Genomic DNA, 24,688 nt, shown 5'->3' with positions numbered 1-24,688 from the left:
CCGCCCGCCGGAGCCACCCCGATCGGCTGGCCGATCGTCAGGGCCAGCGACGCGAGCAACGCGACCGCGCCGACGAGCAGGACCGCCCGATTGATCCGTCCGTTCTTCGATTTGAACGCGTCGAACGTGACGTGGGCGCGCGACACCGGCGCGAGCGGGCTGATCCCCATCGGCGTCACGACGTCGCCCGCGAGGTGGGCGAGGATCCCGCCGGTTCCGACGGCGAATCCGAACCCGAAGCCGGCGCTCGCACCGACGTCGAACGCCTGTCCCGAGTGCGCGACGAGCACTGTTCCGGCGCCGGCGACCAGGCCGACCAGGCAGGCGAACCAGACGGTGTGGGTCGGCCCGCGGTGGTCGATGCGCGCGATCGCCTGGTCGACGTCGGGGAGGGTGGCGGTGACGATCGCCAGCGCCGCCCCCCAGAGGGCGAGCGCGAGCGACCAGCGGGCGGTCACGAGCGGGACGAACGGGGCGTAGAGCAACGCATTGAATCCGACGTGGCCGTCTCGGTACATCGATATCGGTGTCCGTGTCCATGTTCGTGTTCGTGTCCGTCGGGGGATGTTCGGCGGGCCTCCGGGTTAACTGCTCGGCACGGGTGTTCCGGGTAGTCCTTACCGCTCGTCTTCCGACTCGCCGGTCCGCAACGCGGTGACGCCGAACGCCGATACCGAGACGCCGCCGATCAGGACCGGCATCCAGTAGATCGCGCCCCGGAAGATGAGGACGGCCGCGGTGATGACCGGGGCCTCGATGCCGGTCGTCGGCACGAGCAGCGTGACGAACGCGGCCTCGATCCCGCCGAGGCCGCCGGGCAGCGGTGCGGCCCCCGCGAGGTTCGCCAGCGGGATCACGAACAGCAGGATGTACGGCGGGACGCTGTGGCCCAGCGCGGCGAACGCCGCCATGAGCGCGGCCGTCTGGAAGAGCCAGCCGCAAAGCGAGAGTCCGACGACGGCGGCCAGGCGCCACCGGTCGGTCGCGACGCGCTCGATGTTCGCGAAGAACCGACCCAGCCGGTCCGCGAGGTCCGCCTCGAGGGTCTCGGGATTGAACCGATCGAGACCGAGCCGTCCGAGCCGGGGAGCGACGACGGCCGGCAGGCGCTCGACGATTGCGTCCCGTCGTCGCCAGAGAACGACCATGACGACGACGATGCCGACGATCAGCGCGACCGCCGAGCCCACGGCCGTCTCCAAGCGCTCGCCGAGGGCGGTGGTGCTCGCGTAGTAGCCGACGCCGACGAAGATGAGCGAGATCGACGGCACGACGTTCAAGACGTCGACGCTCGCGATGCTGACGAGCCCCGTTTCGTAGCGCGCGTCGGAGACCTTCGAGATGAGCAGGGCCGCGACCGGTTCGCCGCCCGCCTGGCCGAAGGGGGTGACGTTGTTGGCGAAGACGGCGCCGGCGTAGACGAAAAACGACTTGCCGGCCGGGACGTCGACGCCGAGGGCGGCCAGAACGGTCCGCAGCATCAGACTCCAGGCGGCCAGCCAGCACAGCGCGAGGGCGAACGTCGCGGCGACCAGAGCGGGGTCGGCCGACAGCAGCGAGTCGACGACGTTGCGCGCGCCGACGGCGAAAAACAGGACGGCAAAGACTGCAATCGCCCCGAATGCGCCGAGGAGGAGGGCCCGCCGATTACGCTCGTCCATGGCAGCTATGAATCGTCAGCGAACTTGAAACGTCTGATCGGACCTGCCGGTCGCTTAAGTCGCGCCTCGTCGGCCGTCGGTGCGGCGACCCGGCGACCGCCTCCGTCAATCGTTTTATTGGTGTGGGCGTAAGTGTCGCTACTAATGGAGCGTTCTCCGTCGAACGTCCTCTTTGTCGTTCTCGATACGGTTCGGAAGGACCACCTCGGACCGTACGGCTACGAACGGGAAACGACGCCCGAACTGTCGGCGTTCGCCGAGGAGGCGACCGTCTTCGAGTCGGCGATCGCGCCCGCGCCGTGGACGCTGCCGGTCCACGCCTCGCTGTTCACCGGGCGCTATCCGAGCCAGCACGGGGCCGACCAGGGGAGTCCGTACCTCGACGACGCGACGACCCTCGCGTCGGTCCTCTCGGCGGCCGGGTACGACACGGCGTGTTACTCCTCGAACGCCTGGATCACGCCCTACACCGGCCTCACCAACGGGTTCGACGACCACGACTCGTTCTTCGAGGTCCTCCCCCGCGACGTCCTCTCGGGGCCGCTGGCCAGCGCCTGGCAGGCGGTCAACGACAACGACTACCTCCGCGACATCGCGTCGAAGCTCGTCCGCGTCGGCGCGGTGGCCCACGCCAAACTCGCCAGCGGCGAGGGTGCCGACTCGAAGACCCCCTCGGTCATCGACCGGACGCGGTCGTTCATCGACGACAGCGACGGCGACGAGGGCTGGTTCGCGTTCGTCAACCTGATGGACGCCCACTTGCCCTACTACCCGCCCGAGGAGTACCGCGAGGAGTTCGCGCCGGGCGTCGATCCCGACGCCGTCTGTCAGAACTCAAAGGAGTACAACTCGGGCGCGCGAGACGTCGATGACGACGAGTGGGAGGCCATCCGCGGGCTCTACGACGCCGAGATCGCGCACATGGACGCGGAGCTCGGTCGCCTGTTCGCCTGGCTGCGCGAGACCGGCCAGTGGGAGGAGACGACGGTCGTGGTCTGTGCCGACCACGGCGAACTTCACGGCGAACACGACCTCTACGGCCACGAGTTCGCCCTCTACGACGAACTCATCAACGTCCCGCTGCTGGTGAAACACCCCGATCTCGAGGCCGACCGGCGCGACGATCTCGTCGAGTTGCTCGATCTGTACCACACGACTCTCGACGCGGTAGACGTCGATCCCGACGCGGTCGATCGGGCGGGGACGGACGGCGACGCCGTCCCCCTCGACCCGACGCGCTCGCTGCTCTCGGGCGAGTATCGGGCGTTCGACGGCGTCACGGACCCCGATCCGGGTCAGCGCGCTGTGGGCGGGAGCGACGGCGAGGACGACGGTGACGAGGCTGCCGACGACTACGCGTTCGTCGAGTACGCCCAGCCGGTTATCGAACTCCACCACTTAGAGCAGAAGGCCAGCGAGGCCGACATCGTACTCCCTGAGGACCACCGCGCGTACTCGCGGTTGCGGGCCGCCCGCAGCACCGACGCCAAGTACGTCCGCGCGGACCGCATCCCCGACGAGGGCTACCGGCTCGACGAGGATCCGGACGAGTCGTCGCCGGTCGACCCGGCCGACGACGCGGTCGTCGCCGCGGCCGAACGGGCGCTCGCCCGATTCGAGGACGCCGTCGGCGGCGCGTGGGACGACCCAACCGAGACTGCCGGGGACCAGGCGGACGCGCTGGCCGATGCCGACGAGGAGACCCGCGACCGATTGCGCGAACTCGGCTATCTCGAGTGAGAGCGTTCGATCGCGTCGAGGACGCGGACGATCCGGTTCGACTGCCGCCGGCGGTCGGAGCCGATCGCGACGGAACGGCGGTTCGCCACGACAGTTCTGTCCGATTGACTTTTTCAAGAACCAATAAGAATACGTAGGTCGCCTCGAAAGGTAGCCGCAACTAATGGAGGACCAGCACTTCCTCGAGTCGGACTGGGACTACTGCCTGGTGCTGGATGCGTGCCGGTACGACGTGTTCAGCGAGGTTTACGACGAGTACCTCGATGGGACGCTGGAGAAGCGCTGGAGTACCGGTTCGTCGACACCGGAGTGGGCCTCCCGGACGTTCATCGGCGATCACGACATCGCCTACTTCTCGGGAAACCCCTTCATCAACGATCTCGGCATCCCGCTGAACGAACTCAAGTGGGGCGCCAGCTGCGACTACGAGTGGACCGCGTCCGAGCACATCAGCAACGTCTTCGACGTCTGGAAGAGCGGCTGGGACGACGACCTCGGGACGGTCCCGCCGGAGGGCCTGGCCGACGCGTTCCGGAACCATCAGGACGCCGTCGAGCGGGCCGAACGGACGGTACTCCACTACATGCAGCCCCACGCGCCCTACCTCTCCCGCGGGAAGGGCCAGAAGCTCAAGCAGATCCAGAAGGGGATCCGCAAACAGGAGGAAGCCGAGGCTGCGGCCGAGGCCGAGACCGGAACCGGTGGGGGTAGCGGTGGCGCGCTCGCCTCGCTGGGCGATACGATCCGTCCGAAGGTCGAGGACACGCTCGAGGGCAGCGAACTCGCCCAGAAAGCGGGCCTCTGGCTGGAACTCGACCCCACGGACGTCGTCACGAACGGCACCCGCGAGGCGGCCCTGGCGCTCTACGAAGAGAATCTCCGGATCGCTCTGGAGGCCGTCGCCGACCTCGTTCCGGAACTGGACGGCCGGGTCGTCGTGACCGCCGACCACGGCGAGGCCTTCGGCGAGGAGGGCGTCTGGGAACACCACATCGAGACCCACATCCCCCCGCTCATGGAGGTGCCCTGGCTCGAAGTCGAGTAACGTCCGTCCACCGGTCCGATCGAGTACAGTGCAGTCCCCGCTCGTCGCCGCTTCGCGCCGGCGAGTTCGTCCGTCGAGGGAACCAGTGCCCGCAGCCACGAGGTATCCGGCATGAAGATCAGCCACTACTTCGAATTCGAGGACCACGTTACCGGGGGCATCCGCGAGTCCGTCGCCCACCAGCGGAAGATGCTGGACCGGTTGGACCTGCGGTACACGACCGAGCCAACTCTCGACGCCGACGTCTTCCACTGTAACCTCATGGGCCCGCGGTCGGTCTGGTACGCCAGGCGGGCCCGGTCGCGGGGCGTGCCGGTCGTCGCGCACACCCACGTTACCGCCGAGGACTTCGGCGACAGTTTCCGCTTTACTAACACCCTTGCGAAGCCGCTGAAGCCGTACCTCGAGCGAGCCTACGGCCTGGCCGACGCCCTGGTCTGTCCCTCGGCGTACAACCGACGGCTGCTCGAGACCTATACGGACGTCCCGACGACCGTCATCTCGAACGGCGTCGACCGCGAGAAACTCGACGGCTTCGAGTCCCTCGAGACGGAGTACCGCGATCGCTACGACCTCGAGCCGCCGACCGTCTTCCTGGTCGGCCACGTCATCAAGCGCAAGGGCCTCGAGACGTTCGTCGAGTTGGCCCGTCGACTGCCGGAGGTCGACTTCGCCTGGTTCGGGCCGCTGGACCGCTCCCTGAAGGGACGGGAGACGACGCGGCTGATCGAGGAGTCGCCGGACAACTGTACGTTCACGGGCTACGTCGAGGACATCCGCGGTGCGTACGCAGCGGGCGATATCTTCTGTTTCCCGACCCACGAGGAGAACGAGGGGATCGCACTGTTGGAAGCAATGACGGTCGGCAAGCCGGTCCTCGTCCGCGATATCGAGACGTTCGACTGGCTCGAGGACGGCGAGGACTGCCTGAAGGTGTCGACGTCGGAATCCGTGTCCGTATCCGGGTCGGGATCGGGATCCGAATCGGGCGTCGATGCGTTCGTGTCCGCCCTCGAACGGCTCGAAGACCCGGCCGTCCGGCGTCGTCTCGGATCGAACGCGGCCGAGCGCAGCGAGGAGTTCTCGCTCGACGCGGTCGCGAACCGATACCAGTCGCTGTACGAGGCGGTGATCTGAATGAAAATCGGATTCTTCACGGACAGTTACTTCCCCGAGATCGACGGCGTAACGTACACGATCAAGCTCTGGCGCGAGGAGTTAGAACGGAAGGGACACGAGGTCTACGTCGTCTACCCGGACGGCGACTACGAACCGGGCGAGCGCGAAATCCCGGTCACATCGCTGCCGAACCCGTTCTACGCCGGCTATCGAATTCCCCTCTTCCGGCGACCGTCGACACTCCCCGACCTCGACGTCGTCCACTGCCACGGGCCGGCGCCGATCGGTCTGCTGGGTCGCTACTACGCCTGGCGACGCGGTCTGCCGACGATTTACACGCACCACACGCCGCTCGAAGAGTACTTCCACCAGAGCGTCAAGCTCCAGTCGGTCGCGACCGCGCTCTCGAAGGCGTATGTTCCCGCGGAGAACGCTTTCCTCCGAAGCTTCGACGTCGTCACCGCCTCGACCGAGCGGATCGAACGCGACGTCGAACACGTTCAGCTCCCGGTGGGCATCGACATGGACTTCTTCCGGCCGACCGAGGCGGACTGGTATCCCGACCGAACGGTGATCGGCTACAGCGGCCGGCTCAGCATGGAGAAGAACGTCAGCGAGATCCTGCGGGCCGCCGAGGAACTCCCGGAGTACGACTTCGTCGTCGTCGGCGAGGGGCCGTATCGGGACTCCCTCGAACGGAACGCACCGGACAACGTCGAGATCCGGAAGTTCCTCCCCCGCGAGGAACTGCCGATCTTCTACTCTTCGATCGACACCTTCCTGACCGCTTCGACCGCCGATACCCTCGGGCTCTCGACGCTCGAGGCCAACGCCTGCGGGACCCCCGTCGCCGCGGCCGACGTGCCGCCGTTCGACCAGACGATCGGTCCCGACAACGGCGAGCGGTTCGACTACGGCGACCTCGACTCGATGATCGGTGCCATCGAGACCTGCCTGGCGACCGAGCGCGAAACCAGGGCCGCCGTCGAACGCTACTCGGTCCGGCACACGATGGACCACCTCGAACAGCTGTATCACAACGTGCCGCTCTCGAAGGACGAGGCTCCGGTCGAAGCCGACGCGCCGTGGCGCATCTCCGAAGAAGAGCGCAGTTGAGCGCCCGGTCGCCCGATTCCGACGGTCTCGTCCACCGTATTCTCGGTTCGATCGCGGGTGTCTCGCGCTTCCGATTCCCGACCGACGGTCGCCGTTGCTGCCCGATCCTATTTCATACCGGTCGACAATAACGGGACGACACCCGAAGCGAAGTTCATTCCTCCCTCCTCTGTCCGCTTTCAAAGCGTTCCGGCTCGTTCTGATTCAATTCAGGTCGCCGCCGCTCGGAAGTTGAGACTCGAATATGCTTTTGGTCCGTCGGCGCCGGCGTACTGGTTTTAATTCGCGTGCCACCGTCCGAATTGATACCGCATAAATTCCTTTGAATTCACTTATCATGTGGATACGTCATTATACAACATTAATACCTAATACTAATATGATCGCCTCCGTCAGCAGTCACGTATGCACGACCTCAGGGAGGACCGCGACTCAGTCTCGACGTACGAATGCCTGCGTTGCGGTGAACTCGTGACCACCGATACGCGGCCCGACGCGTGCCCGAATTGCGGTCAGACAGGCTCGTATCGAAATCGCGCTATGTCGCTCGAATAATCGACGATCAAACGTAGCACACATGTCATCTCAGACTCCGCCCGCGACGGTCGACCGGACAGTCTCTCACTCCGACGACGAAGACGGCTCCACCTCGGCGCTCGCCACGGCCAGGCGCCAGCTCGAACACGCCGCGACGCACCTCGATATCGATCCGAACATCGTCGAGCGGCTCAAGCACCCCGCCGCCGTCCACGAGGTGACCGTGCCGGTCGAACGCGACGACGGAACGGTCGACGTCTTCACCGGCTATCGCGCGCACCACGACAGCGTTCGCGGCCCGTTTAAGGGCGGGTTGCGGTATCACCCGGGGGTCACCCGCGAGGAGTGCATCGGCCTCTCGATGTGGATGACCTGGAAGTGCGCCGTGATGGATCTCCCCTTCGGCGGCGCGAAAGGCGGGATCGTCGTCGATCCCAAGGACCTGAGCGCGGCGGAGAAAGAACGGCTCACACGCCGGTTTACCGACGAGATCCGCGACGTAATCGGCCCTAACAAGGACATTCCCGCGCCCGACATGGGGACCGATCCCCAGACGATGTCCTGGATCATGGACGCCTACAGCATGCAGGAGGCCGAGACGATTCCGGGCGTCGTCACGGGCAAGCCGCCGGTCATCGGCGGCAGCTACGGCCGCGAGGAGGCTCCCGGTCGGAGCGTCGCGCTCATCGCCCGCGAGGCCTGCGACTACTACGACTATCCGCTCGAAGAGACGACCGTCGCCGTTCAAGGGTTCGGCAGCGTCGGCGCGAACGCGGCCCGCCTGCTCGACGACTGGGGCGCGACCGTCGTCGCCGTCAGCGACGTCAACGGGGCGGCCTACGACCCATCGGGGCTCGATCCCCACGCGATTCCCTCCCACGACGAGGAACCCGAGGCCGTTACCGAGTACGCCGACGAGACGATCGGCAACGGCGAACTGCTCACGCTGGACGTCGACCTGCTCATCCCCGCCGCCATCGGTGACGTCATCACCGAAGCCAACGCCGACGATATCCAGGCCGATCTCATCGTCGAGGGCGCGAACGGTCCGACGACGTTCGCGGCGGACGCGATCCTCGCCGAACGCGACATCCCGATCGTCCCGGACATCCTCGCTAACGCAGGCGGCGTTACCGTCTCCTACTTCGAGTGGCTCCAGGACATCAACCGACGGTCGTGGTCGCTCGAGGAAGTACGGGACGAACTCGACAGCGAGATGCTCTCCGCCTGGAACGCGGTCCGCGCCGAGGTCGAGGACCGCGACGTGACCTGGCGCGACGCGGCGTACATCGTCGCGCTCTCGCGACTGACGAAAGCCCACGCGAACCGCGGGCTCTGGCCCTGAGATCGGGTTCAGAGTATCGGCGCCTTCTCACTGTCTTCGCGTGCCGTTGTGCAGCGTCGCCAGGCGAAGTGCTACTGGACCGGTAGCGGAAGGAAGGGGTGGGGAGGAGTGGGGGTACGACGGCAGGGGTTCCGTCCTGCCGTACCTCAATGGAGGGGGGCATCGATCATATCAGTGTCTCCAACAACATTTGGTATCGAAAGCTCAGTTCGGTTGAGACGTGACCCATCGAGACGATTGTCGTTATTACAGTGAAAACGACGCGGAGACGATGTGCGAACTCACAGACCGCTTATGACCGCTCGTCGCCGAATAGCGATCATGGAACGGAGTGGAACGTGGGTCGTCAGGAAGTGCAGGGACTGCGACCGGGTGACGATCGTCCGTGCGAGCGCGAGCGGGACCGAAGCGTCCGCGATCGGATCGAGTCGAGAGTGTCCCTGTGGCAGCACGTCGCTCCTCGAATTCTGACCGATAGCTGTCTCTAGTCGTCGGTTCCGCGTACGAATCCCACCCTCTCTCGAGGAAGCTGTTAAAATATCACGCTTCAATAGAGGAATTAGTTCATTCCTCGACAAATATTCACTCACCACTCAGTGAGGATAGCGGGAAGTAGATTTGAACTACTGATCTGCGGGTTATGAGCCCGCCGGAATCTCCTGGCTATCCCATCCCGCTACGTCTCTCTCACTGCCGACCACGATTAAGGGTTGTTATTCTATCGTATTCTGTGAAATACACGTCATGTATATCGACATCGAAACATCAACTCCGCAACCCGATACGAACGTTGTCATCGGCAGCCACCATCGCGGTCGGACGGGAGTAACGATGCCCGTCACAACTCGGAGTTCTAGTCAGTAACAAGACCGCCGCGCCTCGGCTATCATAGTTCGACCGGCGACGCCGACTCGACGTCGAATCGAGTGACTTCTGGTTCTCCTGCAAGTAACTCCGGGAGCGCCGCCTCGAACGTCTCGAAGTGGTCAGTCTCCGCGTGCGCATCAAAGGCATCCTCGTCCTCGTATCGTTCGAAAAACCGGAACGTGTCTGGATTCTCGACATCTGTCGTGACTCGATAATCGATGATTCCGTCTTCCTCACGGGAGCGTTCGGCCAGATCACGGACGAGTTCGAGGGCTTCATCGCGGCTATCCGGATCGATCGGAAACGTCGCGTGGATAATAAGCATCACATCCACTTTGACGGACGGGCATAAAATTCTACCTCGGTTATGTGCCGACCGTACATTGCGTCACAGCGGAAGACGCGTACTGTCGTTCACTAGCGGTCTCTCTCGAATCGCTGGTACGAAGTCCACGATAGACCGTCACGTCGATGCCGACGGAGACGGACGCGCCAGCCGTCAACCACTCGCTGAATTCTCGTGATGATCGCCTGCACCCGCAGATTTAACAGCACGATAGTATTCACGGGAGGAAAGAAAGATGAAGACATGGATTTGCCGGAAATCGACCGTCGAACCACGGTTTTCAGTCTGATCGCGCTGTCTTCTGGGACGGTCTCAGCCGGCTGTTTCAGCAGGTTCAGAGAACCGGAGTCAGACGTCACGATCGAAACTGAACTCGAGGACGGAGAGTCCGTTTCCGTCGACGGAGTCTCCTTCGGCAGCGACGACGCTCCGTGCGGGATCGTTTTCGTTCCGCAGATCAATATGGATCGAACGAGTTGGACGTCCCAGGCCGAAGCGCTCACCGGCGACGATCGATTCGGGCTCGCGATCGATCCCGAGGAGAACCGCTCGGAGGCGATTCGCGGTGCGCTGGAGTATCTCCGAACGACCGTCGGCGTCGAACACGCCGTCCTCATCGGAGCAAGCATCGGCGGCGAAGCTGCTGTCGTCGCCGCCGCAGCGACCGGCGACGTCGACGGCCTGGTCGCCCTCTCTCCCGGCGGGGGCACCGACCACGCGTCGGCTGTGAGGGCGCGATCGCTGTTCGTCGTGGCGGAGGACGACGATGAGCGATTCGTCGAGACGACGCGAACGCTCTACGAGAACGCGCCCGAGCCGACGCGAGTCGAGGTGCTTCCGGGCGACGATCACGGGCAGCGGTTGTTCGAGACCGATCGCGGCGACGAACTCGAGCAGTGGATCGACGATCTGATCGAAACCGCGTGTGACGAGGGATAGCCGTAGTCCGATTCAGGCCCCATCGAGGAACTCGCGGAGCCGATCCCCATAGGCGTCGGGTCGATCGGCCATGACCCAGTGGCTCGCCTCATCGAGTCCGACCAGTTCCGCATCCGAGATGTCGTCCTCCAGTCGCTCGGCGTACTCGATCGGCTGGAACTCGTCCTCGGCGCCCCACAAGAGGAGCGTTCGAGCCGAAATCTCGCTCGGATCGATCTCGGTCGTGTGACTCGTGTTGGTACCGATGGCGTTGCGCGAAAGCGAGACGATCGCCTCCTCGGAGTCCCACGGCGCGAGCATCCCCTCGACGAACTCTTCGTCCGGGTCGTCGTAGCGGGTATCGCGGAAGATCCCTTCGAGCATCTCTCGGGCGTCCTCGACGCTCATCCCGTTGACGGTCGACGGTAGACCGAGATCGACGATCGTCTCGATCGGCCACGAGTCGTAGCAGACGGCGTTCGAGAGCACGAGACGGTCGACCGCATCGGTGTTGTGAGCGGCGTAGCGAAGCCCCACGCCGCCGCCGAGATCGTGGCCGACGAAGGTGAGGCTCTCGAGACCCAGTTCGTCGACTAACCCGTTGATCATCTCTTCCTGCGCGCGGATCGAACGATCGAAGCCGTCGTGCATCGCCGAATTACCGTATCCGACCATGTCCGGCGCGATCACCCGATACTCGTCCGACAGCGGTGGTGTGACGTCACGCCAGAGGAACGACGACGTCGGAATGCCGTGGCAGAACAGCACCGGTTCGCCGTCGCCGTCGTCGTAGTACGCGACTTCGAGGTCGTGCCCGTCGACCGCGACCGTCGTCGCCGCCTGGTTTTCGGACCACGTCTGGTAACCCATACCGTGTCGGCAGTGCCACGCGGACGTCAATAGAAGTTGGCGCCGGTCGGAACGCGGAAGCGTTCGCGGAGCTACTCGCGGTACTCGGTCACCGGCTTCCCCGCGTTCGTCGCCGTCGACTCGACGAAATCGTCGCGAAACTCCTCGCCCCACTCGCCGGCGCTTTCGAGACAGTCTGCGACGTACCCGGGAATCGGTTCGATGTCGGGGTCGGTCTCCAGCCCGGTCGTCGTCAGGACGAGGTCGGTTCGCTCGAGACGGTCACGGTCGTCCTCGTCGTACGGTACGATATCACCGAAGGGGACCTCGATCAGCCGGTACCAGCGCTCGCGCTCTCGGAACGTGGCGAATTCGTCTCGATTGACTGTCGGGATGAGCACGCCGTTCATCCAGGCATCCGGATCTCGGACGGCATTGGCGACAGCGCACTTAACGTCGTCGTCGCTCCGCCAGCTTGTCCGCTGATCGAAGATTCGCCTCAGCCCCTCTATTTTTACGGGAAACGCCCGATCAGGCGCGTCGTCCGAAAGGGCGGCTAGTTCGGCCGGAGTGATGAGGCTACCGTATCCTACTAGCGCGACCCGCGGTCGCACGTCGCGCTCCATGCGTCCGATACAACCGAGCGAACGGAAAAGTCCTCGCGCCGATCGGCGCGGATCGCGACTGGCCCCGTTCGATCTGTCCAGGTGTTTACCACTGAGATTACTGTGAAGCCGCGACTTCGAACTGTTCGTCGTTCAGGGAGTACACCTTCTGTCTGGCGTCCATGAACGATATTTCCGAGGTGACGAGGTCGCGGTCCTCGAGCTGGTTCAGCGCGTAACGAACCGTGCGTGCGGGTAACATCGTTTCCGTCGCGAGTCGGGACTGCGTGAGGGAGCCTTCGTGAGTGAGAACCTTCACTACGAGCTTGGCGCTCGGGGGAACGTCGCGAACGGCTTCGGGAGCCGTTTCCGTCGTCAGGTTGGGCTGATCGTTCATGTGTTCGGTTGCTCCCCACGAAGGGTCTTTACTGATTATCGGCGGTGCATGAGTCACACACAGGCGCAGTAACGATTCTTGTCCGCCCTTCAGTACAACGGATGTGTCTCCGGAAACGCGACGGACTACGACTTTCTAGTGATCGGCTCCGGATCAGGGCTGGACGTAGCGAACGCGGCCGCACAGCGCGGCCAGGCGGTCGCCATCGTGGAGAAGGGGCGGCTCGGTGGGACGTGTCTCAATCGCGGCTGTATCCCCTCGAAGATGTTGCTGTACCGCGCGGAGGTCCTCGAGACGATCGAGCGCGCCGACGAGTTCGAAATCGATGCGTCAGTCGACGGCGTCGCCTTTTCGGATATCGTTCGAGAAGTCAACGGAGACGTCCAGGAGGACTCCGAGTCGATTCAGCAGGGATTGGAATCGTCCTCGGATCACGATCTCTACCAGGCGGAGGGACGGTTCGTCGGCGAACGGACGATCGAAGTGACCGGCGGCGAGCACGACGGCGAGCGACTGTACGGGGACACTGTCCTCGTCGCAGCCGGGACCCGCCCCGGAATTCCGCCGATCGATGGCATCGAGGACGTCGATTACGTGACGAGCAGAGAGGCGCTTCGCCTCGAGGAACCGCCGGACCACCTCGTCGTGATCGGTGGCGGCTACATCGCGGCGGAACTGGGCCACTTTTTCGGGACATTTGGCAGTGACGTGACGATCATCGGTCGACGACCGCACTTGCTGCCGGACGCCGACGAGGAGATCGCTACCGAGTTCACGGACCGCCTCGCCGATCGACTCGACGTGTATACCGGGTACGAGGCAACCGCCGTCTCGGAATCGAACGGGGACGTAACCGTCGAAGCGCGACCGTATCCGGAATCCGGCTCGCAACGGTATCTGGAACCGGAGAGCGGCGAGGGGGCCGCAGATCGCGTTACCGTCACCGGCGACGCACTGCTCGTCGCGACGGGACGCGTCCCGAACACCGATACGCTGGACGTGAACGCGGCGGGAATCGAGACAGACGAGCGGGGATTCGTCGAGACCGACGAATACCTGCGCACGACCGCCGACGGGGTCTGGGCGCTCGGCGATATCGTCGGCGAGTACCTGCTGAAACACAACGCCAACCACGAGGCCGAGACCGTCGCACGCAATCTCTTCGGGGACGAGCCTCAACCGGTCGACTACACCGCGATGCCGTTCGCCGTGTTTTCCTCTCCGGTGGTTGCCGGCGTTGGCGCCACTGAGGCCGAACTCCAGGCCGCCGATCGCGACTACGCCAGGCGAACGTACCGATACGAGGACACCGCGCGCGGAAGCGCGATGAAGGCGGAAGGGGTCGTCAAGCCGCTCATCTCCCCCGAGGGGAGATCCTCGGCTGTCATATCGTCGGCCCGGAGGCGTCGAACCTGATCGAGGAGGTCGTCGTCGCGATGACGGCCGGCTCCGGGACGGTGCGAGATATCCGCGAATCGGTACACATCCACCCGGCACTTTCGGAAGTCATCCAGCGGGCCTTTTCGGGACAGTTTACCCGCGGCGGGCACGATCACGGCCACTAACTGGGCTCGTGGTCCATCCCCAGAGTATGCGAGGGAGATCGCGATCGGCTGCTGATGGAGCCGTACTGGGGCGGACATCGACGGCGTGCGTCCCCACGAGGGGCGAGGGCGATTCGGCTCTCGAGCGCCGGTCCGCTGTCACGCCTCGGGAGGCACGACCGGATCGCCGAGCCGAATTCCCATCGGCGCCGGTCCGGACGCCTCGCGCCCGCGGACGTAGCCGAGATAGAGGGCGCTGTTGATGATCCCGATGTGGCTGAACGCCTGCGGGTAGTTTCCGAGGTGCGCTCCGTTCTCGGGATCGATTTCCTCCGCGATGAGTCCCAGGGGATTCAGGTACTCCAGAAGCGACTCGAATCGCGACTGTGCTTCCTCGACGCGCCCGGAGAGGGCGAGTGCGTTGACGAGCCAACATGAACAGAGGACGAACGCCCCTTCGTCGCCCGGGATCCCGTCATCGCCGTTGTACCGCTGTACGAAGACATCCTCGACCAATTCGGCCTCGATTGCGTCGATCGTTCCCTGAATGCGCTCGTCGTCGAACGGCAGGAAGCCGACGATCGGGAGTAACAGTCCCGTCGCGTCGAGCGCGTCGGTTCCATACGACTGCACGAACGCTCCGACGTCTTCATCGTAGCCGTTCTCGAGAACGTCCGTCCGGATCGTCTCGCGGGTCTCCCGCCACGTCTCGAGCGGGGCATCGTAGTCTCCGCCGGCCGCGATCGCGATCGCGCGGTCGAGGGCGACCCAACACATGACGTTCGAGTAGACGAAGTGTTCGTTTCCGCCGCGAACCTCCCAGATACCTGCGTCGGGCTCGTCCCAGACCTCGCGAACGTATTCGACGATGTCGCGGATTCGGTCCCACTCCTCGTCGTTCAACTCCCGTCCGTGTCGGTACATCTCGTCGACGGCTAACAGGAGTTCCCCGTAGATGTCGAGTTGCCGCTGCTGTGCCGCTTCGTTTCCGATCCGGACCGGGCGGGAGCCCCGATACCCTTCGAAGTGATCGAGTTCCCGTTCCGCGAGGTCGGACTCGCCGTGAAGGCTGTATAGCGGTTGGATCGAGGCCGGCCCGTCCGCCTGGCAGAGATCCATGAACCAGTCGAAGTAGTCGTTCGCCTCGTCGGCGGTGCCGAGGTTCATCAGGGCTTGGACGGTGAACCCGGCGTCTCGAAGCCAGTTGAACCGGTAGTCCCAGTTACGAACGCCGCCGACGGTCTCGGGCAGCGACGTGGTCGGCGCGGCCGCGATCGCCCCCGACTCGGCGTGGGTGAGGAGCTTGAGAACGAGTTCCGAGCGGACGACCAGGTCGTGCCACGGTCCCTCGAACGCACAGTCGTCGTCAGGGTCGCAGCTATGGGCCCAGTCGGTCCAGTATTCGATCGTCTCCTCCAGCGCAGCGTCCGGATCCGTATTCGCGTCCTCGGCGCCCGTACACCGAAGTAGGAACCACTCCGTTTCGCCGGCCTCGAGCGAAAGCTCGCCGGTGATTCGTCCGTCTTCGATTTCGAGGTCGATCGGGCTCTCGAGCAGCGTTCGTTCGTCCGTTCCCTCGGCGAGAATACCTTTCTCCACGGGTTCGATCGTCGTCTCCGCGTGACCGTAATCGAACCGCGGGTCGAGCTCGACCTCGAGACCGACAGTCCCGCCCGTACAAGTGACCTTGCGGTAGAGAACCTTCTTCGGGTGGTCGACTCGACCGGCCGGGGGCAAAAAGTCCGTTACCGTCGCCGTCCCGTTCGGAGTATCGAAGGTGGTCTCGAGGACGTTCGTATCGCCGACGTACCGACGATCCGTCTCGAAAGGGTCGGGCGGACCGATCCGAAATCGACCGCCGCGCTCGTTGTCGAGAATCGCGGCAAAGATGCTCGGAAACTCGAGATGCGGGAAGGGAAACCAGTCGACAGATCCGTTCGGTGCGACGAGCCCGCACGTTTCGAGGTTACCGACGACGCCGTAGGCCTCGATCGGCGGATACGCTTCGAACTCAGTCACCGCCATCACCCACAGCGCGAACGGAGACGTCGAACACGGAGTATCTGACGGGTGGGGCGATGCACATGGCGTACCGTTCGAGGACCAGCAGGAAAAAAGCGGACCAGGCGCGCAGCAAACTCACATTTGGACGGTAGCAAGATCCGCTCCGCTCGATAGACGGTGGTCGACGGCGCTCGAAGGAAACGTCACTCCATCCGAGCGAGAGAACGGCGATCACGTCCACGTACCGTCGGTAATACGGCCTGAACGTAGCGTTGTCGCTACGAAGGTGAGCCTCGAAAAATAACGACGAGTGAAGGTCTACTACGGAATTAGTCTCGGTCCGTTCCCGCTTCACATCTCGTCCTCGTGCTCCTCTTGTGCGTGTTCTTGCAGTTCTTCTCCCGTGTCGAACGACTGGCCACAGAGGTCGCATTCGTGTTCGTCAGCCATGCGGTCAGTTATCGTTCCTCGAGGGTGGTAATGTCTTGGTGGTCGTTCGGTACGACCGCACAAACGGCCTACGCTTTTTCCACTCGGCGTTGTACAGCGGCGGATGGCCGACTTTGATCTCATCGTCGGCGGCGGAGACCTCGCGGCCGTGATAGGCTACGTATACGGGGCCCTGAGATCGGAGGTTACGATTATCGGCCGGAACGACGACCTCCGTCTGCGAGAAGATGTCGATGTTCGAGAGACGTTCACCGATAGCTACGAGCGCTGGTACGACGTCTACACCGGCCACGAGGGATGAATTGAGACGGTCAACCTCAACTGCTGCCGGAAGTCGAATAATGGGTTTCAGCAATCAGCGTGAGCCACGGTCAACCAAGAACAGTCATCCCAATAGGAGAAACTCCAGTTCCAGTCCCAGAACGATAACCGGTACTACAAGAATCCCCAGTACCAGAAGAATCCCTCCAATCAAACCGTCATCCCAAATGAAAATATATAAGATATTATGTATGCGTATATATAAAAAAATTCTAATATCATATAATAACAACCTGGGGAAGAGTCATTATTTAGAGTTCGACGCAAACAACGTAGTGACAGTTGAATTGATGCCGCTTGAACTATCGTGTCGATTGTTTAAACATTACTGGGCTCGTGAATGGACAGACAACCGGAGCAAAACGTCCCAGATACGCATTCCAAAGTCTTGTCTCCTTATACGATACTCGGCGCAGTACGTCCGAGAGCGGTTAGGGCGACTGACGCAAGATAACATCGTTGAGTCTCCCCTCTGTTAGAAGACGCTATTGCAGGATCTGGTTCATCCGCTACAGTATCCGAACGCTTGGAACCGAATTGTCCACGCCCTTGAGAGGGGGTTCTTACGTGGGCATGTGAAGAATTTGAGTAGTGCCCGGGGAGGGCTCCGAACCCTCGATCTCCGCATATCCCAGGTCCGAGGCTCGGCGGTCCTCGTGGGATACGGAGGCTTCCAAGGCGAAACCGCACCGAATCTCTGAACCCTATGAGTGCGGCGCTATGTCCAGCTAAGCCACCCGGGCTCAATTGCTGATAGTGGCGACCAATTCTTTAACCTTCTCATTCTCGCCCGCCGTGCAACGCCGACACACGGATTTATCACACTCACCTTCGTCGTGCAACGTGGACCCACGGATTTATCACACGGTGTTCCCAACTGCGCTGCATGAGCGTTCCCGGCATCGTCCACTCTACTCTCGATGGCGAGGAGATCGCGGCGCGCGTCTCTCTCGGCGGCGACGACGAACTCTTCATCACGCCGACCCGAACGATCGTCTACCGCGCCGACGGTCTCCTGAGCGACGAATCGGCCGACGAATTCTCCCACGACGCCGACCGGCTGACGCTCTCAGAAGGCCGGCGCAAGACCAAGTTCACGCTCGAGTACGCCCTCGACGGCGAACGACAGTTCACGATACCCGCGGGGAAGACCGACGACGTCCTCCACCCCGTCCTAGCCGGCGTGTTGAACGGCAACGACATCACCGAGCCAGGCGAGACCGTCGTCAAGACCTATCGATTCAGCGAGCTCACCCTGATCATCACGAGCAATCGGCTCGTCAAGCACATCGGCGGCGCGGTCTGGGACGACGACTACGAGGAGTACCACTTCGACGACGTGACGAACCTCGCGTTCGAGGACGGCAGCGTCGCCACCCAGATCGTCCTCACGGCGAACGGCCGTCCCCAGCGGATCAAGGCGCCCAACGAGGAGGCAAACGATCTCCGGGAACGGCTCAAGCGGGCCCTGTTCGAGTACCACGACGTGCGTTCGCTCGAGGAACTCAACGAGACCGTCGGCGACGGCGAGGACGACGGGATCGGCCGCGACAGTTCGGTCGACTTCGGCGGCGGCGTCGATCCGCTCGACGCGGATCCGCCGGAACCCGAGGATCACGAAGTCGCGTCCGAGGGGACGAGCGATGCGAGCGACGCGGAATCGACCGACCCGCTCGCCGGCGGGGCGACTGACGTCGCGACCGCCGACTCGGAATCGGTGGGCGCCGTCGAGAGCGACGCCGAAGCGGACCAGGCGACGTCGCAAGCGGCGTCCGCATCGGTGACGCCGACGGATCGCAGTCCCAACCGCGATCGAGAGGGCGACGGCGCGGCCGGCGCCGCACAGGCCGAGGCCGGCACCGGAGCGTTTTTCGAAGACTCCGTCGACAGCGGTGCCGAGGCGCCGTCGGATGCCGGCGTCGCGCCTCAAGGGTCGGGTGCCGATTCCGAACCGTCCGCGACCGCGACCGGCGCCGACCCCGAACTCCTCGAGCGGATCGAGGCGCTCGAAGACACCGTCGAGCGCCAGACCGAGATTGTCGAACGGCAACAGCAGACGATCGAGCAGTTGATCGCGGAACTTCGGCAGGGCCGTTAGGTTAGTCGTCTCGGCCCGTCACTTTGCGGATACACGAGGAGCCAAACGGGCCGAGTTCGCCCTCGTCGAGGTCGATGAAGTACCCGGTCGACAGTCCCGACCCGCAGCGCTGGCAGGAGAACTCTCCCTCTTTCGTGATGACGTCTCGATCGAACTGGACGTACTGACGGCTCTTCGGCCGGACGATTCCGTCGTCGCGCTCGATGAGCCCGCGGAGTTCTGCCTCGTCGAGGATCGTTCGCGTCACCGTTGGATCGGTCGTTACCGTCTCGATCCGATCGACGACGTCGGCGAGCGATAGCGATTCGTGTTCGAGGCGAGCCAGTAGCGCCAGGCCGAGTGCGACGCGGTCGTCGCCGGCGTCGACGGACGGTTCCGCCGCGACCTCGGTTTCGGCCTCGGTTTCATCCTCGAGGTCACCCTCGTCCTCGCCGTCAGCGGCTCCGTCCGCGGTCCGGGGTCCGTCACGATCCATCTCTCTACTCGTGGTGTCGATTCGGAGCGAATAAACGTTGTTCCTCGGGCGGTCTCAGTCACACATTCGCGCATCAAGTACGCAGCCGCCGGTTCTCACGGATTGGGAATCCGCCGGTTGTTGATACTCCCCTTGTGCCGTAGTTCGAGCGAGAACAGGACGCGACCGGAGCGCGGGATCACGACTCCGGCGACTACCGACCACGACCAATGACTCGGACGATCGTCGACACGGCTGACGAGGGATCGACCCGGAACGAGGCGCGCGGGACCGCGCCCGCGATCGAGCGGGACGACCACGACGAGCGGGAGCGGTCGCACTGTCCGGAGTGCGCGGGCCGGATTCGACGCGACGAGGAACACGGCGAGCGAACGTGTACGGAGTGCGGGCTCGTCCTCGACGCGGACGAGATCGATTACGGTCCCGAGTGGCGGACGTTCGACGACGAGGACGAGGACCGCCGACGGGTCGGCGCACCGGTGACGGAACTCCGGCACGATAAGGGCCTCAGCACGACGATCGGCTGGCAGAACGAGGACGCGTACGGCAACCGACTCTCAGCGCGAAAGCGAAAACAGCTCCAGCGGCTGCGGACGTGGAACGAACGGTTCACCTCGAAGAACGCCAAGGAGCGTAACCTGAAGCAGGCCTTCGGCGAACTCGAGCGCATGGCGTCGGCGCTGGGCCTTCCCGACCCCTGCCGGGAAACGGCCGGCGTCCTCTATCGCCGTGCCGTCGACGAGGACCTGCTTCCGGGCCGTTCGATCGAAGCGATGACCACGGCCTGTCTGTACGCGGCCGCGCGCCAGCACGGCACGCCGCGGACGCTGGTCGCGTTCGAGTCGGTGAGCCGAGTCGAGAAGCTCCCCATCCAGCGGGCGTACCGGTACCTCTCGGGCGAACTCGGTCTCCAGATCGAGCCCGCCGACCCCGCCCACTACCTCCCGCAGTACGCCTCCGAACTCGGAATCAGCGACGACGCCGAGCGCCTGGCCCGGGAGATCATCGAGGCGGCAAAGGCCCGCGACCTCCACAGCGGTCGGAGCCCGGCGGGCCTGGCGGCCGCGGCGATCTACGGGGCGGCGCGGCTGACGAACGAGCGCATCACCCAGCAGACGATCGGCGAGGAGACCGGCGTGAGTTCCGTGACCGTCCGGAACAGATACCGCGAGCTCTTAGACGCCTACGAGGAGGTGCAGGAGCGATAATGGTCAGACGAGCGCTCGAACGGGCCGTCCTCGACGCACTCGCCGATGAGGCGCCGCTCTACGTCGTCGATCTCGCGGCGACGATCGACGAACATCCGGTGACGGTCGAGCACGTTTGCGACCGCCTCCACGAGCGGGGAGCGATCCGATCGATCGGCTGTCGCCGGTACGATCTCACCGCGTCGGGTCGGCGACGCCTCACCGAGGTGCCCCCGGCGCGAAACGGGGCCGACGTCCCGACGGAGACGGAAGGGCGGCCGTAGAAGAGCGCCGCGTCGAGTCGTTCGCCGTCCGTCAGTCGCCTTCGTCGGCGGTCGTGTTCGACGCGTTCGCGGCTTGTTTTCAAAACGGTTCAGGAGCGGGAGGGCCGACTTAGCCCTCGTAGCCAGCGTACTCCATGAGGTCCGCAAAGACGTCCGTGTCCATCGCATCCCGATAGACGATTCCATTGACCATCCCGCCGGGGTAGGCGGTCCCGTTCATGGCGTGTTCGACCTTGTGGCAGTGCACGAGGTAGATACCGGGGTCGGCGTCGGCCTCGAACTCGACGGTGTGGCGTTCCGCGGGCGCGACGTTCGTGACGTCCCGTTCGTACTGGGCCGCCTCGGGGACCTGGCCGCCGTCCTTCTCGACCAGGCGGAACCGGTGGTTGTGCGTGTGCATGGGGTGGGACATGTATCCCGCGTTGACCATGTGGAGGCGGACGGTGTCGCCGTGGTCGACGATGATCGGCGACCCCTCCTCGGGGTGGAGCGTCCGCGGGAGGCTCTTCCCGTTGATCGTGAACACGTCGGGGTTGCGCTGGCGGGGGCTGTAGTCGACGTCCTCGCCGGCCATCTGCCGGTTCACGCGGGAGTCCCAGTCCTTGAGGGTGAAGAAGTACTCCTTGTCGGCGGGCCCGTACCCCTTCGGATCGACGCGGAAGATGCCGTACATCCCCATGTCGATGTGGCGGTGGGTCTGATAGTGGCAGTGGTAGAGGTGGGTCCCCGGGACGTTCGCGGGGATGGTGTAGGTGTGTTTCTCGCCGGGATCGACCCTGATCCCGGTCGTCGTCGGGACGCCGTCGTTCTCCCAGGTCTTCTTTGCGCCGTGGAAGTGTAGCGTGTGCGGGTGGGAGGCGTCGGTGTTGTCAAGTGTGACTTCGATATCGTTTCCCTCGGTCGTCCGGATGATCGGCCCCGGGACGCTCGGCTCGCCGTCGTCGGCCTGGAACGCCCAGACCTGCGGCAGTTCGATCGGGCCGCCCATCGAGTCCATCGGGTGGACGGCGTGGCGGGCCGTCACCGAGCGCAGCGTGACGCTCCCGCCCCGTTCGTCGACGTTGACGACCTCGGGCGCGCTCGTCCACGGGAGGTCCGACCCCGAGTCGTCCGCGTCTGCCCCCTCGTCGGTCTCTTCCGTTTGATCGTTCTGCTGGTCTCCCCGTCCCATACAGCCGGCCAGCGCCGCCACTCCACCGGTGGCAGCGACGAATTCGCGACGCGAGACCCCCAGTCCGGGCGCACCGATGCGATCACTCATAACAGGTTCTCCTACGAAGAGACGGCGTATAACGGAGTGAGGCGGTTCTTAGCCATCGGGAAGTCGCGGAAGATGTTCGCGTTTCCACTTAAATGGAGCTCCGATATCGAGAGGGCGGCGCGGTCGAGGACAGCACGGCGCCGATGGTCTTCGCGCCGAAGACCGACCGAGGAACGGTGATACCGCCGATTCCTGATTTCAGCCGACCAGCGTCGCGACGCCTTTCGTCTGGCGATAGTCGCTGTCGAGGATCGCCTCGAGTTTCGAGACGATCGCCTCGCGCTCGCGGTCTTCCCACTCTAACGGGTCCCTGATCGGGACGACCAGAAAGCCCCGTCCGCGGATGTCGCGGGCGTGCAGCGATGCCATGTCGAGGTCGAAGCGCCTGCGCTGGGTCGTGTACTCCCGGAGGACGCGATCGGTCGCCCGCTCGCCGACCGGCAGGAGGATGTGGGCGTTGATCGCGCGGAGTTCGGCGTCGAAGAAGCGCTCGAGGGTGGCATAGTCCTCTGCGGTCGGCGCCTGGCCGTCCGTGAGGCTGCACATGTGGACGTAGCTCAGAAAGCAGTTGTCGAGGGTCGGTCGCTCCGTCGGGCCGCTCGCGAAGTCGACGGCGCGGACGACGTCCTGGATGGCGCGTCCGCTCTCGGTTTCGGTAAAGGGGATGCCGGTGGATTCGCCGCCGTGGACGCCGGGATAGTCGCCGACGACGTGAAAGTCGGCGTTGGCGTCACCGTAGCCGAAGACGGCCGTTCGGTCGCCGGGATCGGAGCGGTCGAACGGCGGTCGCAGTCCGAACGGGTTACTCGTCCTGTCGGTGACGTTTTTCACGCACGGTGGAAAACGGTCGGCGATCATAACCGTAGCGATTGCAGCGGACGAGGGCGGGGCCGCCGACAGCCACCGTCAGGATCGCTCGATGCGATCGACCGATCGAACGGCCGACACGTACAGGACTGATCGCTGGCGGTCGCGGGGCCCGTGAAACCGGTTCTGATGACGGTGGGTTTATAATTCAGCGCTTCCTGTCCTGATACATATGTATCAGGTGGGCCATTACGGCGGCGCGCTGCTGACGTACGCGCCGCTCGGTACCGCCGTCGCGCTCGGGGGATACGGGGAGATCGCGATCGTCGGCGGCCTGGCCTGCGTGGCGCTGTCGACGCTCCCCGACACCGACCACCGACTACCGCTGATCGAGCACCGCGGTCCGACCCACACGCTGCCCTTCGCGCTCCTCGTGGGGGCCGGCCTCGCGGCCCTGACCGCCGTCCTCGTCGACGCGTCCTCGGCGTTCGCCGACGTCAGCTTCGTCGCCTTCGCCTTCCTGGTCGGCCTGCTCTCGATCGGCTCGCATCTCCTGGCAGACGCGCTGACGCCGATGGGCATCCAGCCGTTCTGGCCGCTCTCCCGTCGACGGTACTCTCTCGACCTCACGACGGCGGCGAACCCGATCGCCAACTACGGCTTGTTCGGCCTCGGTATCGGCGCCGTTCTGATGGGGACCGCGATCGTCGTGGTGCTCGGCTGAGGTGTGACTGCAAAAATCCGGTGCGAAACGCGAACCGACGACCTACGTCCGACACGTCTCCGTCACTTTTCCGTCACTTCTCCGTCACTACGGCGAGCGTGCGCCGGACGGCTCGCCCGAGCCGCCGCCTCGGGTAAGCGCGATCCCGGCGACGAAGGTCACGAGCAGCGCGACCGCGGCGACGAGATAGGGGAGTTCCAGCGCGGGATTGGCCGCCTGGCGACCGAAGAACAACACCGCGACCACGAGCGGCGGCGCCGCCAGCAGCGGCGCGACGGCCCGGCCCGCGAAGCGCCGGCGGCCGATCATCGCGGCGACGATGGCCGCGCCGAGCAGCGCGAGCGTCACGGCGTACTGGGTCAGCTGCATCGTCGGCGAGTAGCTCGACAGCTCGGAGCCGACGACCGGGCTGAGCATGACGTGTGCGGGTAGCGCCGCGATCCCGAGCGCGAGCGCGCCGGTGACGTGCGCGCCGGTCAGCCGCGGCGCCCAGACCAGGACGGTGGCGACGAGAAACAGCGTGAAGATGAGCACGGCCGTCCAGAAGTGCAAGGAGAGGATGTTCATCGTGTACTGCGTGACGGTCTCGCGGCCGAGCGCGACCTGGACCGGCGTCAGGAGCATCCCGAGGACGACCAGGCCGGTCACGCGCCGGTCGACGTCTGGGAGTCGCCAGGCGGCCAGCGCGGAGCCGATGATCGCGAAGCCGGCGAACATCGCGACGAAGCGGTGGAACCATTCATAGAAGCTTGGCAGGTTCGCGGGCAGCAGGTTGTACGGCCCGGCGTCGCACTGGGGCCAGTTGGCCTCGCAGGCCAGGCCCGACCCCGTCGCCTTCGCCGCGACGCCCAGCAGGATCGTCGCGGCGACGAGTACGAGCGTCGTCGTCAGTAGGTGCGGATAGCCGAACCGATCGATCAGCGTCCGGACTCTCGAATCGGGCGTGTGATTGTCGTACGACACGGTCGTTCAGCGGGGGTTAGAACGG

The 24,688-nt window shown here is 64.5% G+C and carries 24 protein-coding genes, 2 tRNA genes and 2 pseudogenes; 14 read left to right on the top strand and 14 right to left on the bottom strand.

Features of this window, described 5'->3' with window-relative positions; genetic code table 11:
* Positions 1-2 precede the first annotated feature (2 nt).
* Positions 3-518, bottom strand: a pseudogene (locus BMY29_RS21395) (metal-dependent hydrolase); the annotation flags it as partial.
* A gap of 99 nt (positions 519-617) precedes the next feature.
* The gene (locus BMY29_RS05095) at positions 618-1,661 is read right to left on the bottom strand and encodes a lysylphosphatidylglycerol synthase transmembrane domain-containing protein (protein ID WP_049990466.1); all 1,044 of its coding nucleotides are present in this window, start codon (positions 1,659-1,661) and stop codon (positions 618-620) included.
* A 144-nt stretch (positions 1,662-1,805) separates the two neighbouring features.
* Here BMY29_RS05095 and BMY29_RS05090 point away from each other — a divergent pair, with 144 nt between their 5' ends.
* The 7 genes from BMY29_RS05090 (at position 1,806) to BMY29_RS20940 (ending at position 9,034) form a co-directional block, all read left to right on the top strand.
* Positions 1,806-3,401: a sulfatase gene (locus BMY29_RS05090; RefSeq protein ID WP_049990467.1), complete on the top strand. Its 1,596-nt coding sequence runs from the start codon at positions 1,806-1,808 to the stop codon at positions 3,399-3,401.
* Positions 3,402-3,564: 163 nt separating this feature from the next.
* The gene (locus BMY29_RS05085) at positions 3,565-4,446 is read left to right on the top strand and encodes a hypothetical protein (RefSeq protein WP_049990468.1); all 882 of its coding nucleotides are present in this window, start codon (positions 3,565-3,567) and stop codon (positions 4,444-4,446) included.
* Positions 4,447-4,557: 111 nt separating this feature from the next.
* The gene (locus BMY29_RS05080) at positions 4,558-5,583 is read left to right on the top strand and encodes a glycosyltransferase family 4 protein (RefSeq protein WP_049990469.1); all 1,026 of its coding nucleotides are present in this window, start codon (positions 4,558-4,560) and stop codon (positions 5,581-5,583) included.
* On the top strand, positions 5,584-6,681 hold the full coding sequence (locus BMY29_RS05075) for a glycosyltransferase (protein ID WP_049990470.1): 1,098 nt from the start codon (positions 5,584-5,586) through the stop codon (positions 6,679-6,681). It abuts the gene before it with no gap.
* Between the two features lie 405 nt (positions 6,682-7,086).
* On the top strand, positions 7,087-7,236 hold the full coding sequence (locus tag BMY29_RS20515; RefSeq protein ID WP_143067651.1) for a rubrerythrin-like domain-containing protein: 150 nt from the start codon (positions 7,087-7,089) through the stop codon (positions 7,234-7,236).
* 22 nt (positions 7,237-7,258) lie between these two features.
* Positions 7,259-8,563, top strand: a complete 1,305-nt coding sequence (gene gdhB / locus BMY29_RS05070; protein WP_049990471.1) for a glutamate dehydrogenase GdhB — start codon at positions 7,259-7,261, stop codon at positions 8,561-8,563.
* A gap of 321 nt (positions 8,564-8,884) precedes the next feature.
* Positions 8,885-9,034, top strand: a complete 150-nt coding sequence (locus BMY29_RS20940; RefSeq protein ID WP_160290103.1) for a hypothetical protein — start codon at positions 8,885-8,887, stop codon at positions 9,032-9,034.
* Positions 9,035-9,166: 132 nt separating this feature from the next.
* Here BMY29_RS20940 and BMY29_RS05065 read toward each other — a convergent pair.
* Together BMY29_RS05065 and BMY29_RS05060 are read right to left on the bottom strand one after the other, a co-directional pair.
* Positions 9,167-9,241: transfer RNA gene (locus BMY29_RS05065), tRNA-Met, on the bottom strand.
* A 208-nt stretch (positions 9,242-9,449) separates the two neighbouring features.
* Positions 9,450-9,755, bottom strand: a complete 306-nt coding sequence (locus BMY29_RS05060; RefSeq protein ID WP_049990472.1) for a putative quinol monooxygenase — start codon at positions 9,753-9,755, stop codon at positions 9,450-9,452.
* A gap of 483 nt (positions 9,756-10,238) precedes the next feature.
* Between BMY29_RS05060 and BMY29_RS05055 the strand changes: the two genes are divergently transcribed.
* Complete coding sequence (locus BMY29_RS05055) at positions 10,239-10,715, top strand: dienelactone hydrolase family protein (RefSeq protein WP_143067650.1); 477 nt, start codon at positions 10,239-10,241, stop codon at positions 10,713-10,715.
* A gap of 12 nt (positions 10,716-10,727) precedes the next feature.
* Here BMY29_RS05055 and BMY29_RS05050 read toward each other — a convergent pair whose 3' ends face one another.
* From BMY29_RS05050 to BMY29_RS05040, 3 genes are all read right to left on the bottom strand, one after another.
* Entirely contained in the window at positions 10,728-11,564 is an 837-nt protein-coding gene (locus BMY29_RS05050; protein WP_049990474.1) for an alpha/beta fold hydrolase, read from the bottom strand.
* Between the two features lie 71 nt (positions 11,565-11,635).
* The gene (locus BMY29_RS20510) at positions 11,636-11,953 is read right to left on the bottom strand and encodes a hypothetical protein (protein ID WP_049990475.1); all 318 of its coding nucleotides are present in this window, start codon (positions 11,951-11,953) and stop codon (positions 11,636-11,638) included.
* Between the two features lie 313 nt (positions 11,954-12,266).
* Entirely contained in the window at positions 12,267-12,545 is a 279-nt protein-coding gene (locus BMY29_RS05040; RefSeq protein ID WP_049990476.1) for a MarR family transcriptional regulator, read from the bottom strand.
* Positions 12,546-12,623: 78 nt separating this feature from the next.
* Between BMY29_RS05040 and BMY29_RS05035 the strand changes: the two are divergent.
* Positions 12,624-14,110: pseudogene (locus tag BMY29_RS05035) on the top strand (dihydrolipoyl dehydrogenase).
* A gap of 138 nt (positions 14,111-14,248) precedes the next feature.
* Here the strand turns inward: BMY29_RS05035 and BMY29_RS05030 are convergent.
* Both BMY29_RS05030 and BMY29_RS21775 read right to left on the bottom strand, forming a co-directional pair.
* Positions 14,249-16,114 carry a glycoside hydrolase family 15 protein gene (locus BMY29_RS05030; RefSeq protein WP_049990477.1) on the bottom strand — a complete coding sequence of 622 codons (1,866 nt, stop codon included), beginning with the start codon at positions 16,112-16,114 and terminating at the stop codon, positions 14,249-14,251.
* Positions 16,115-16,444: 330 nt separating this feature from the next.
* Positions 16,445-16,543, bottom strand: a complete 99-nt coding sequence (locus BMY29_RS21775) for a C2H2-type zinc finger protein (protein ID WP_449289539.1) — start codon at positions 16,541-16,543, stop codon at positions 16,445-16,447.
* A gap of 103 nt (positions 16,544-16,646) precedes the next feature.
* Between BMY29_RS21775 and BMY29_RS05025 the strand changes: the two genes are divergently transcribed.
* Positions 16,647-16,844 carry an NAD-binding protein gene (locus BMY29_RS05025; RefSeq protein ID WP_049990478.1) on the top strand — a complete coding sequence of 66 codons (198 nt, stop codon included), beginning with the start codon at positions 16,647-16,649 and terminating at the stop codon, positions 16,842-16,844.
* Between the two features lie 612 nt (positions 16,845-17,456).
* On the opposite strand, the gene BMY29_RS20935 is transcribed toward BMY29_RS05025, so the two are convergent.
* Positions 17,457-17,607, bottom strand: a tRNA-Met gene (locus BMY29_RS20935).
* Between the two features lie 143 nt (positions 17,608-17,750).
* On the opposite strand from BMY29_RS20935, the gene BMY29_RS05020 reads away from it, so the two are divergent.
* Complete coding sequence (locus tag BMY29_RS05020) at positions 17,751-18,962, top strand: DUF7115 domain-containing protein (RefSeq protein WP_049990479.1); 1,212 nt, start codon at positions 17,751-17,753, stop codon at positions 18,960-18,962.
* 1 nt (position 18,963) lies between these two features.
* On the opposite strand, the gene BMY29_RS05015 is transcribed toward BMY29_RS05020, so the two are convergent.
* Positions 18,964-19,437, bottom strand: a complete 474-nt coding sequence (locus BMY29_RS05015; protein WP_173424911.1) for a DUF5830 family protein — start codon at positions 19,435-19,437, stop codon at positions 18,964-18,966.
* Positions 19,438-19,646: 209 nt separating this feature from the next.
* Between BMY29_RS05015 and BMY29_RS05010 the strand changes: the two genes are divergently transcribed.
* Together BMY29_RS05010 and BMY29_RS05005 are read left to right on the top strand one after the other, a co-directional pair.
* Positions 19,647-20,645: a transcription initiation factor IIB gene (locus BMY29_RS05010; RefSeq protein ID WP_049990480.1), complete on the top strand. Its 999-nt coding sequence runs from the start codon at positions 19,647-19,649 to the stop codon at positions 20,643-20,645.
* Positions 20,645-20,908 (top strand): hypothetical protein, encoded by a 264-nt coding sequence (locus BMY29_RS05005; protein WP_049990481.1) that lies wholly within the window; start codon positions 20,645-20,647, stop codon positions 20,906-20,908. The genes BMY29_RS05010 and BMY29_RS05005 overlap by 1 nt, the downstream gene beginning before the upstream one ends.
* Before the next feature lie 109 nt (positions 20,909-21,017).
* Here BMY29_RS05005 and BMY29_RS05000 read toward each other — a convergent pair whose 3' ends face one another.
* Positions 21,018-22,169 (bottom strand): multicopper oxidase domain-containing protein, encoded by a 1,152-nt coding sequence (locus BMY29_RS05000; RefSeq protein ID WP_049990482.1) that lies wholly within the window; start codon positions 22,167-22,169, stop codon positions 21,018-21,020.
* A gap of 198 nt (positions 22,170-22,367) precedes the next feature.
* Entirely contained in the window at positions 22,368-23,027 is a 660-nt protein-coding gene (locus BMY29_RS04995; RefSeq protein WP_049990483.1) for a uracil-DNA glycosylase family protein, read from the bottom strand.
* A gap of 181 nt (positions 23,028-23,208) precedes the next feature.
* On the opposite strand from BMY29_RS04995, the gene BMY29_RS04990 reads away from it, so the two are divergent.
* Positions 23,209-23,700, top strand: a complete 492-nt coding sequence (locus BMY29_RS04990) for a metal-dependent hydrolase (RefSeq protein ID WP_049990484.1) — start codon at positions 23,209-23,211, stop codon at positions 23,698-23,700.
* A gap of 87 nt (positions 23,701-23,787) precedes the next feature.
* Here the strand turns inward: BMY29_RS04990 and BMY29_RS04985 are convergent, their stop codons facing one another.
* Complete coding sequence (locus BMY29_RS04985; protein WP_049990485.1) at positions 23,788-24,663, bottom strand: COX15/CtaA family protein; 876 nt, start codon at positions 24,661-24,663, stop codon at positions 23,788-23,790.
* Positions 24,664-24,688: the final 25 nt, after the last annotated feature.

The organism is Natrinema salifodinae (assembly GCF_900110455.1).
GTDB lineage: Archaea > Halobacteriota > Halobacteria > Halobacteriales > Natrialbaceae > Natrinema > Natrinema salifodinae.
The sequence above is the reverse complement of the archived record's forward strand: the minus strand, read 5'-3'. Positions and strand labels throughout refer to the sequence as shown.

Excerpts from the sequence above, each read along its gene's own strand:
- BMY29_RS05095 (WP_049990466.1), bottom strand. The coding sequence starts at position 1,661 with ATGGACGAGCGTAATCGGCGGGCCCTCCTCCTCGGCGCATTCGGGGCG.
- BMY29_RS05090 (WP_049990467.1), top strand. The coding sequence starts at position 1,806 with ATGGAGCGTTCTCCGTCGAACGTCCTCTTTGTCGTTCTCGATACGGTT.
- BMY29_RS05085 (WP_049990468.1), top strand. The coding sequence starts at position 3,565 with ATGGAGGACCAGCACTTCCTCGAGTCGGACTGGGACTACTGCCTGGTG.
- BMY29_RS05080 (WP_049990469.1), top strand. The coding sequence starts at position 4,558 with ATGAAGATCAGCCACTACTTCGAATTCGAGGACCACGTTACCGGGGGC.
- BMY29_RS05075 (WP_049990470.1), top strand. The coding sequence starts at position 5,584 with ATGAAAATCGGATTCTTCACGGACAGTTACTTCCCCGAGATCGACGGC.
- BMY29_RS20515 (WP_143067651.1), top strand. The coding sequence starts at position 7,087 with ATGCACGACCTCAGGGAGGACCGCGACTCAGTCTCGACGTACGAATGC.
- gdhB (WP_049990471.1), top strand. The coding sequence starts at position 7,259 with ATGTCATCTCAGACTCCGCCCGCGACGGTCGACCGGACAGTCTCTCAC.
- BMY29_RS20940 (WP_160290103.1), top strand. The coding sequence starts at position 8,885 with ATGGAACGGAGTGGAACGTGGGTCGTCAGGAAGTGCAGGGACTGCGAC.
- BMY29_RS05060 (WP_049990472.1), bottom strand. The coding sequence starts at position 9,755 with ATGCTTATTATCCACGCGACGTTTCCGATCGATCCGGATAGCCGCGAT.
- BMY29_RS05055 (WP_143067650.1), top strand. The coding sequence starts at position 10,239 with ATGGATCGAACGAGTTGGACGTCCCAGGCCGAAGCGCTCACCGGCGAC.
- BMY29_RS05050 (WP_049990474.1), bottom strand. The coding sequence starts at position 11,564 with ATGGGTTACCAGACGTGGTCCGAAAACCAGGCGGCGACGACGGTCGCG.
- BMY29_RS20510 (WP_049990475.1), bottom strand. The coding sequence starts at position 11,953 with ATGAACGGCGTGCTCATCCCGACAGTCAATCGAGACGAATTCGCCACG.
- BMY29_RS05040 (WP_049990476.1), bottom strand. The coding sequence starts at position 12,545 with ATGAACGATCAGCCCAACCTGACGACGGAAACGGCTCCCGAAGCCGTT.
- BMY29_RS05030 (WP_049990477.1), bottom strand. The coding sequence starts at position 16,114 with ATGGCGGTGACTGAGTTCGAAGCGTATCCGCCGATCGAGGCCTACGGC.
- BMY29_RS21775 (WP_449289539.1), bottom strand. The coding sequence starts at position 16,543 with ATGGCTGACGAACACGAATGCGACCTCTGTGGCCAGTCGTTCGACACG.
- BMY29_RS05025 (WP_049990478.1), top strand. The coding sequence starts at position 16,647 with ATGGCCGACTTTGATCTCATCGTCGGCGGCGGAGACCTCGCGGCCGTG.
- BMY29_RS05020 (WP_049990479.1), top strand. The coding sequence starts at position 17,751 with ATGAGCGTTCCCGGCATCGTCCACTCTACTCTCGATGGCGAGGAGATC.
- BMY29_RS05015 (WP_173424911.1), bottom strand. The coding sequence starts at position 19,437 with ATGGATCGTGACGGACCCCGGACCGCGGACGGAGCCGCTGACGGCGAG.
- BMY29_RS05010 (WP_049990480.1), top strand. The coding sequence starts at position 19,647 with ATGACTCGGACGATCGTCGACACGGCTGACGAGGGATCGACCCGGAAC.
- BMY29_RS05005 (WP_049990481.1), top strand. The coding sequence starts at position 20,645 with ATGGTCAGACGAGCGCTCGAACGGGCCGTCCTCGACGCACTCGCCGAT.
- BMY29_RS05000 (WP_049990482.1), bottom strand. The coding sequence starts at position 22,169 with ATGAGTGATCGCATCGGTGCGCCCGGACTGGGGGTCTCGCGTCGCGAA.
- BMY29_RS04995 (WP_049990483.1), bottom strand. The coding sequence starts at position 23,027 with ATGATCGCCGACCGTTTTCCACCGTGCGTGAAAAACGTCACCGACAGG.
- BMY29_RS04990 (WP_049990484.1), top strand. The coding sequence starts at position 23,209 with ATGTATCAGGTGGGCCATTACGGCGGCGCGCTGCTGACGTACGCGCCG.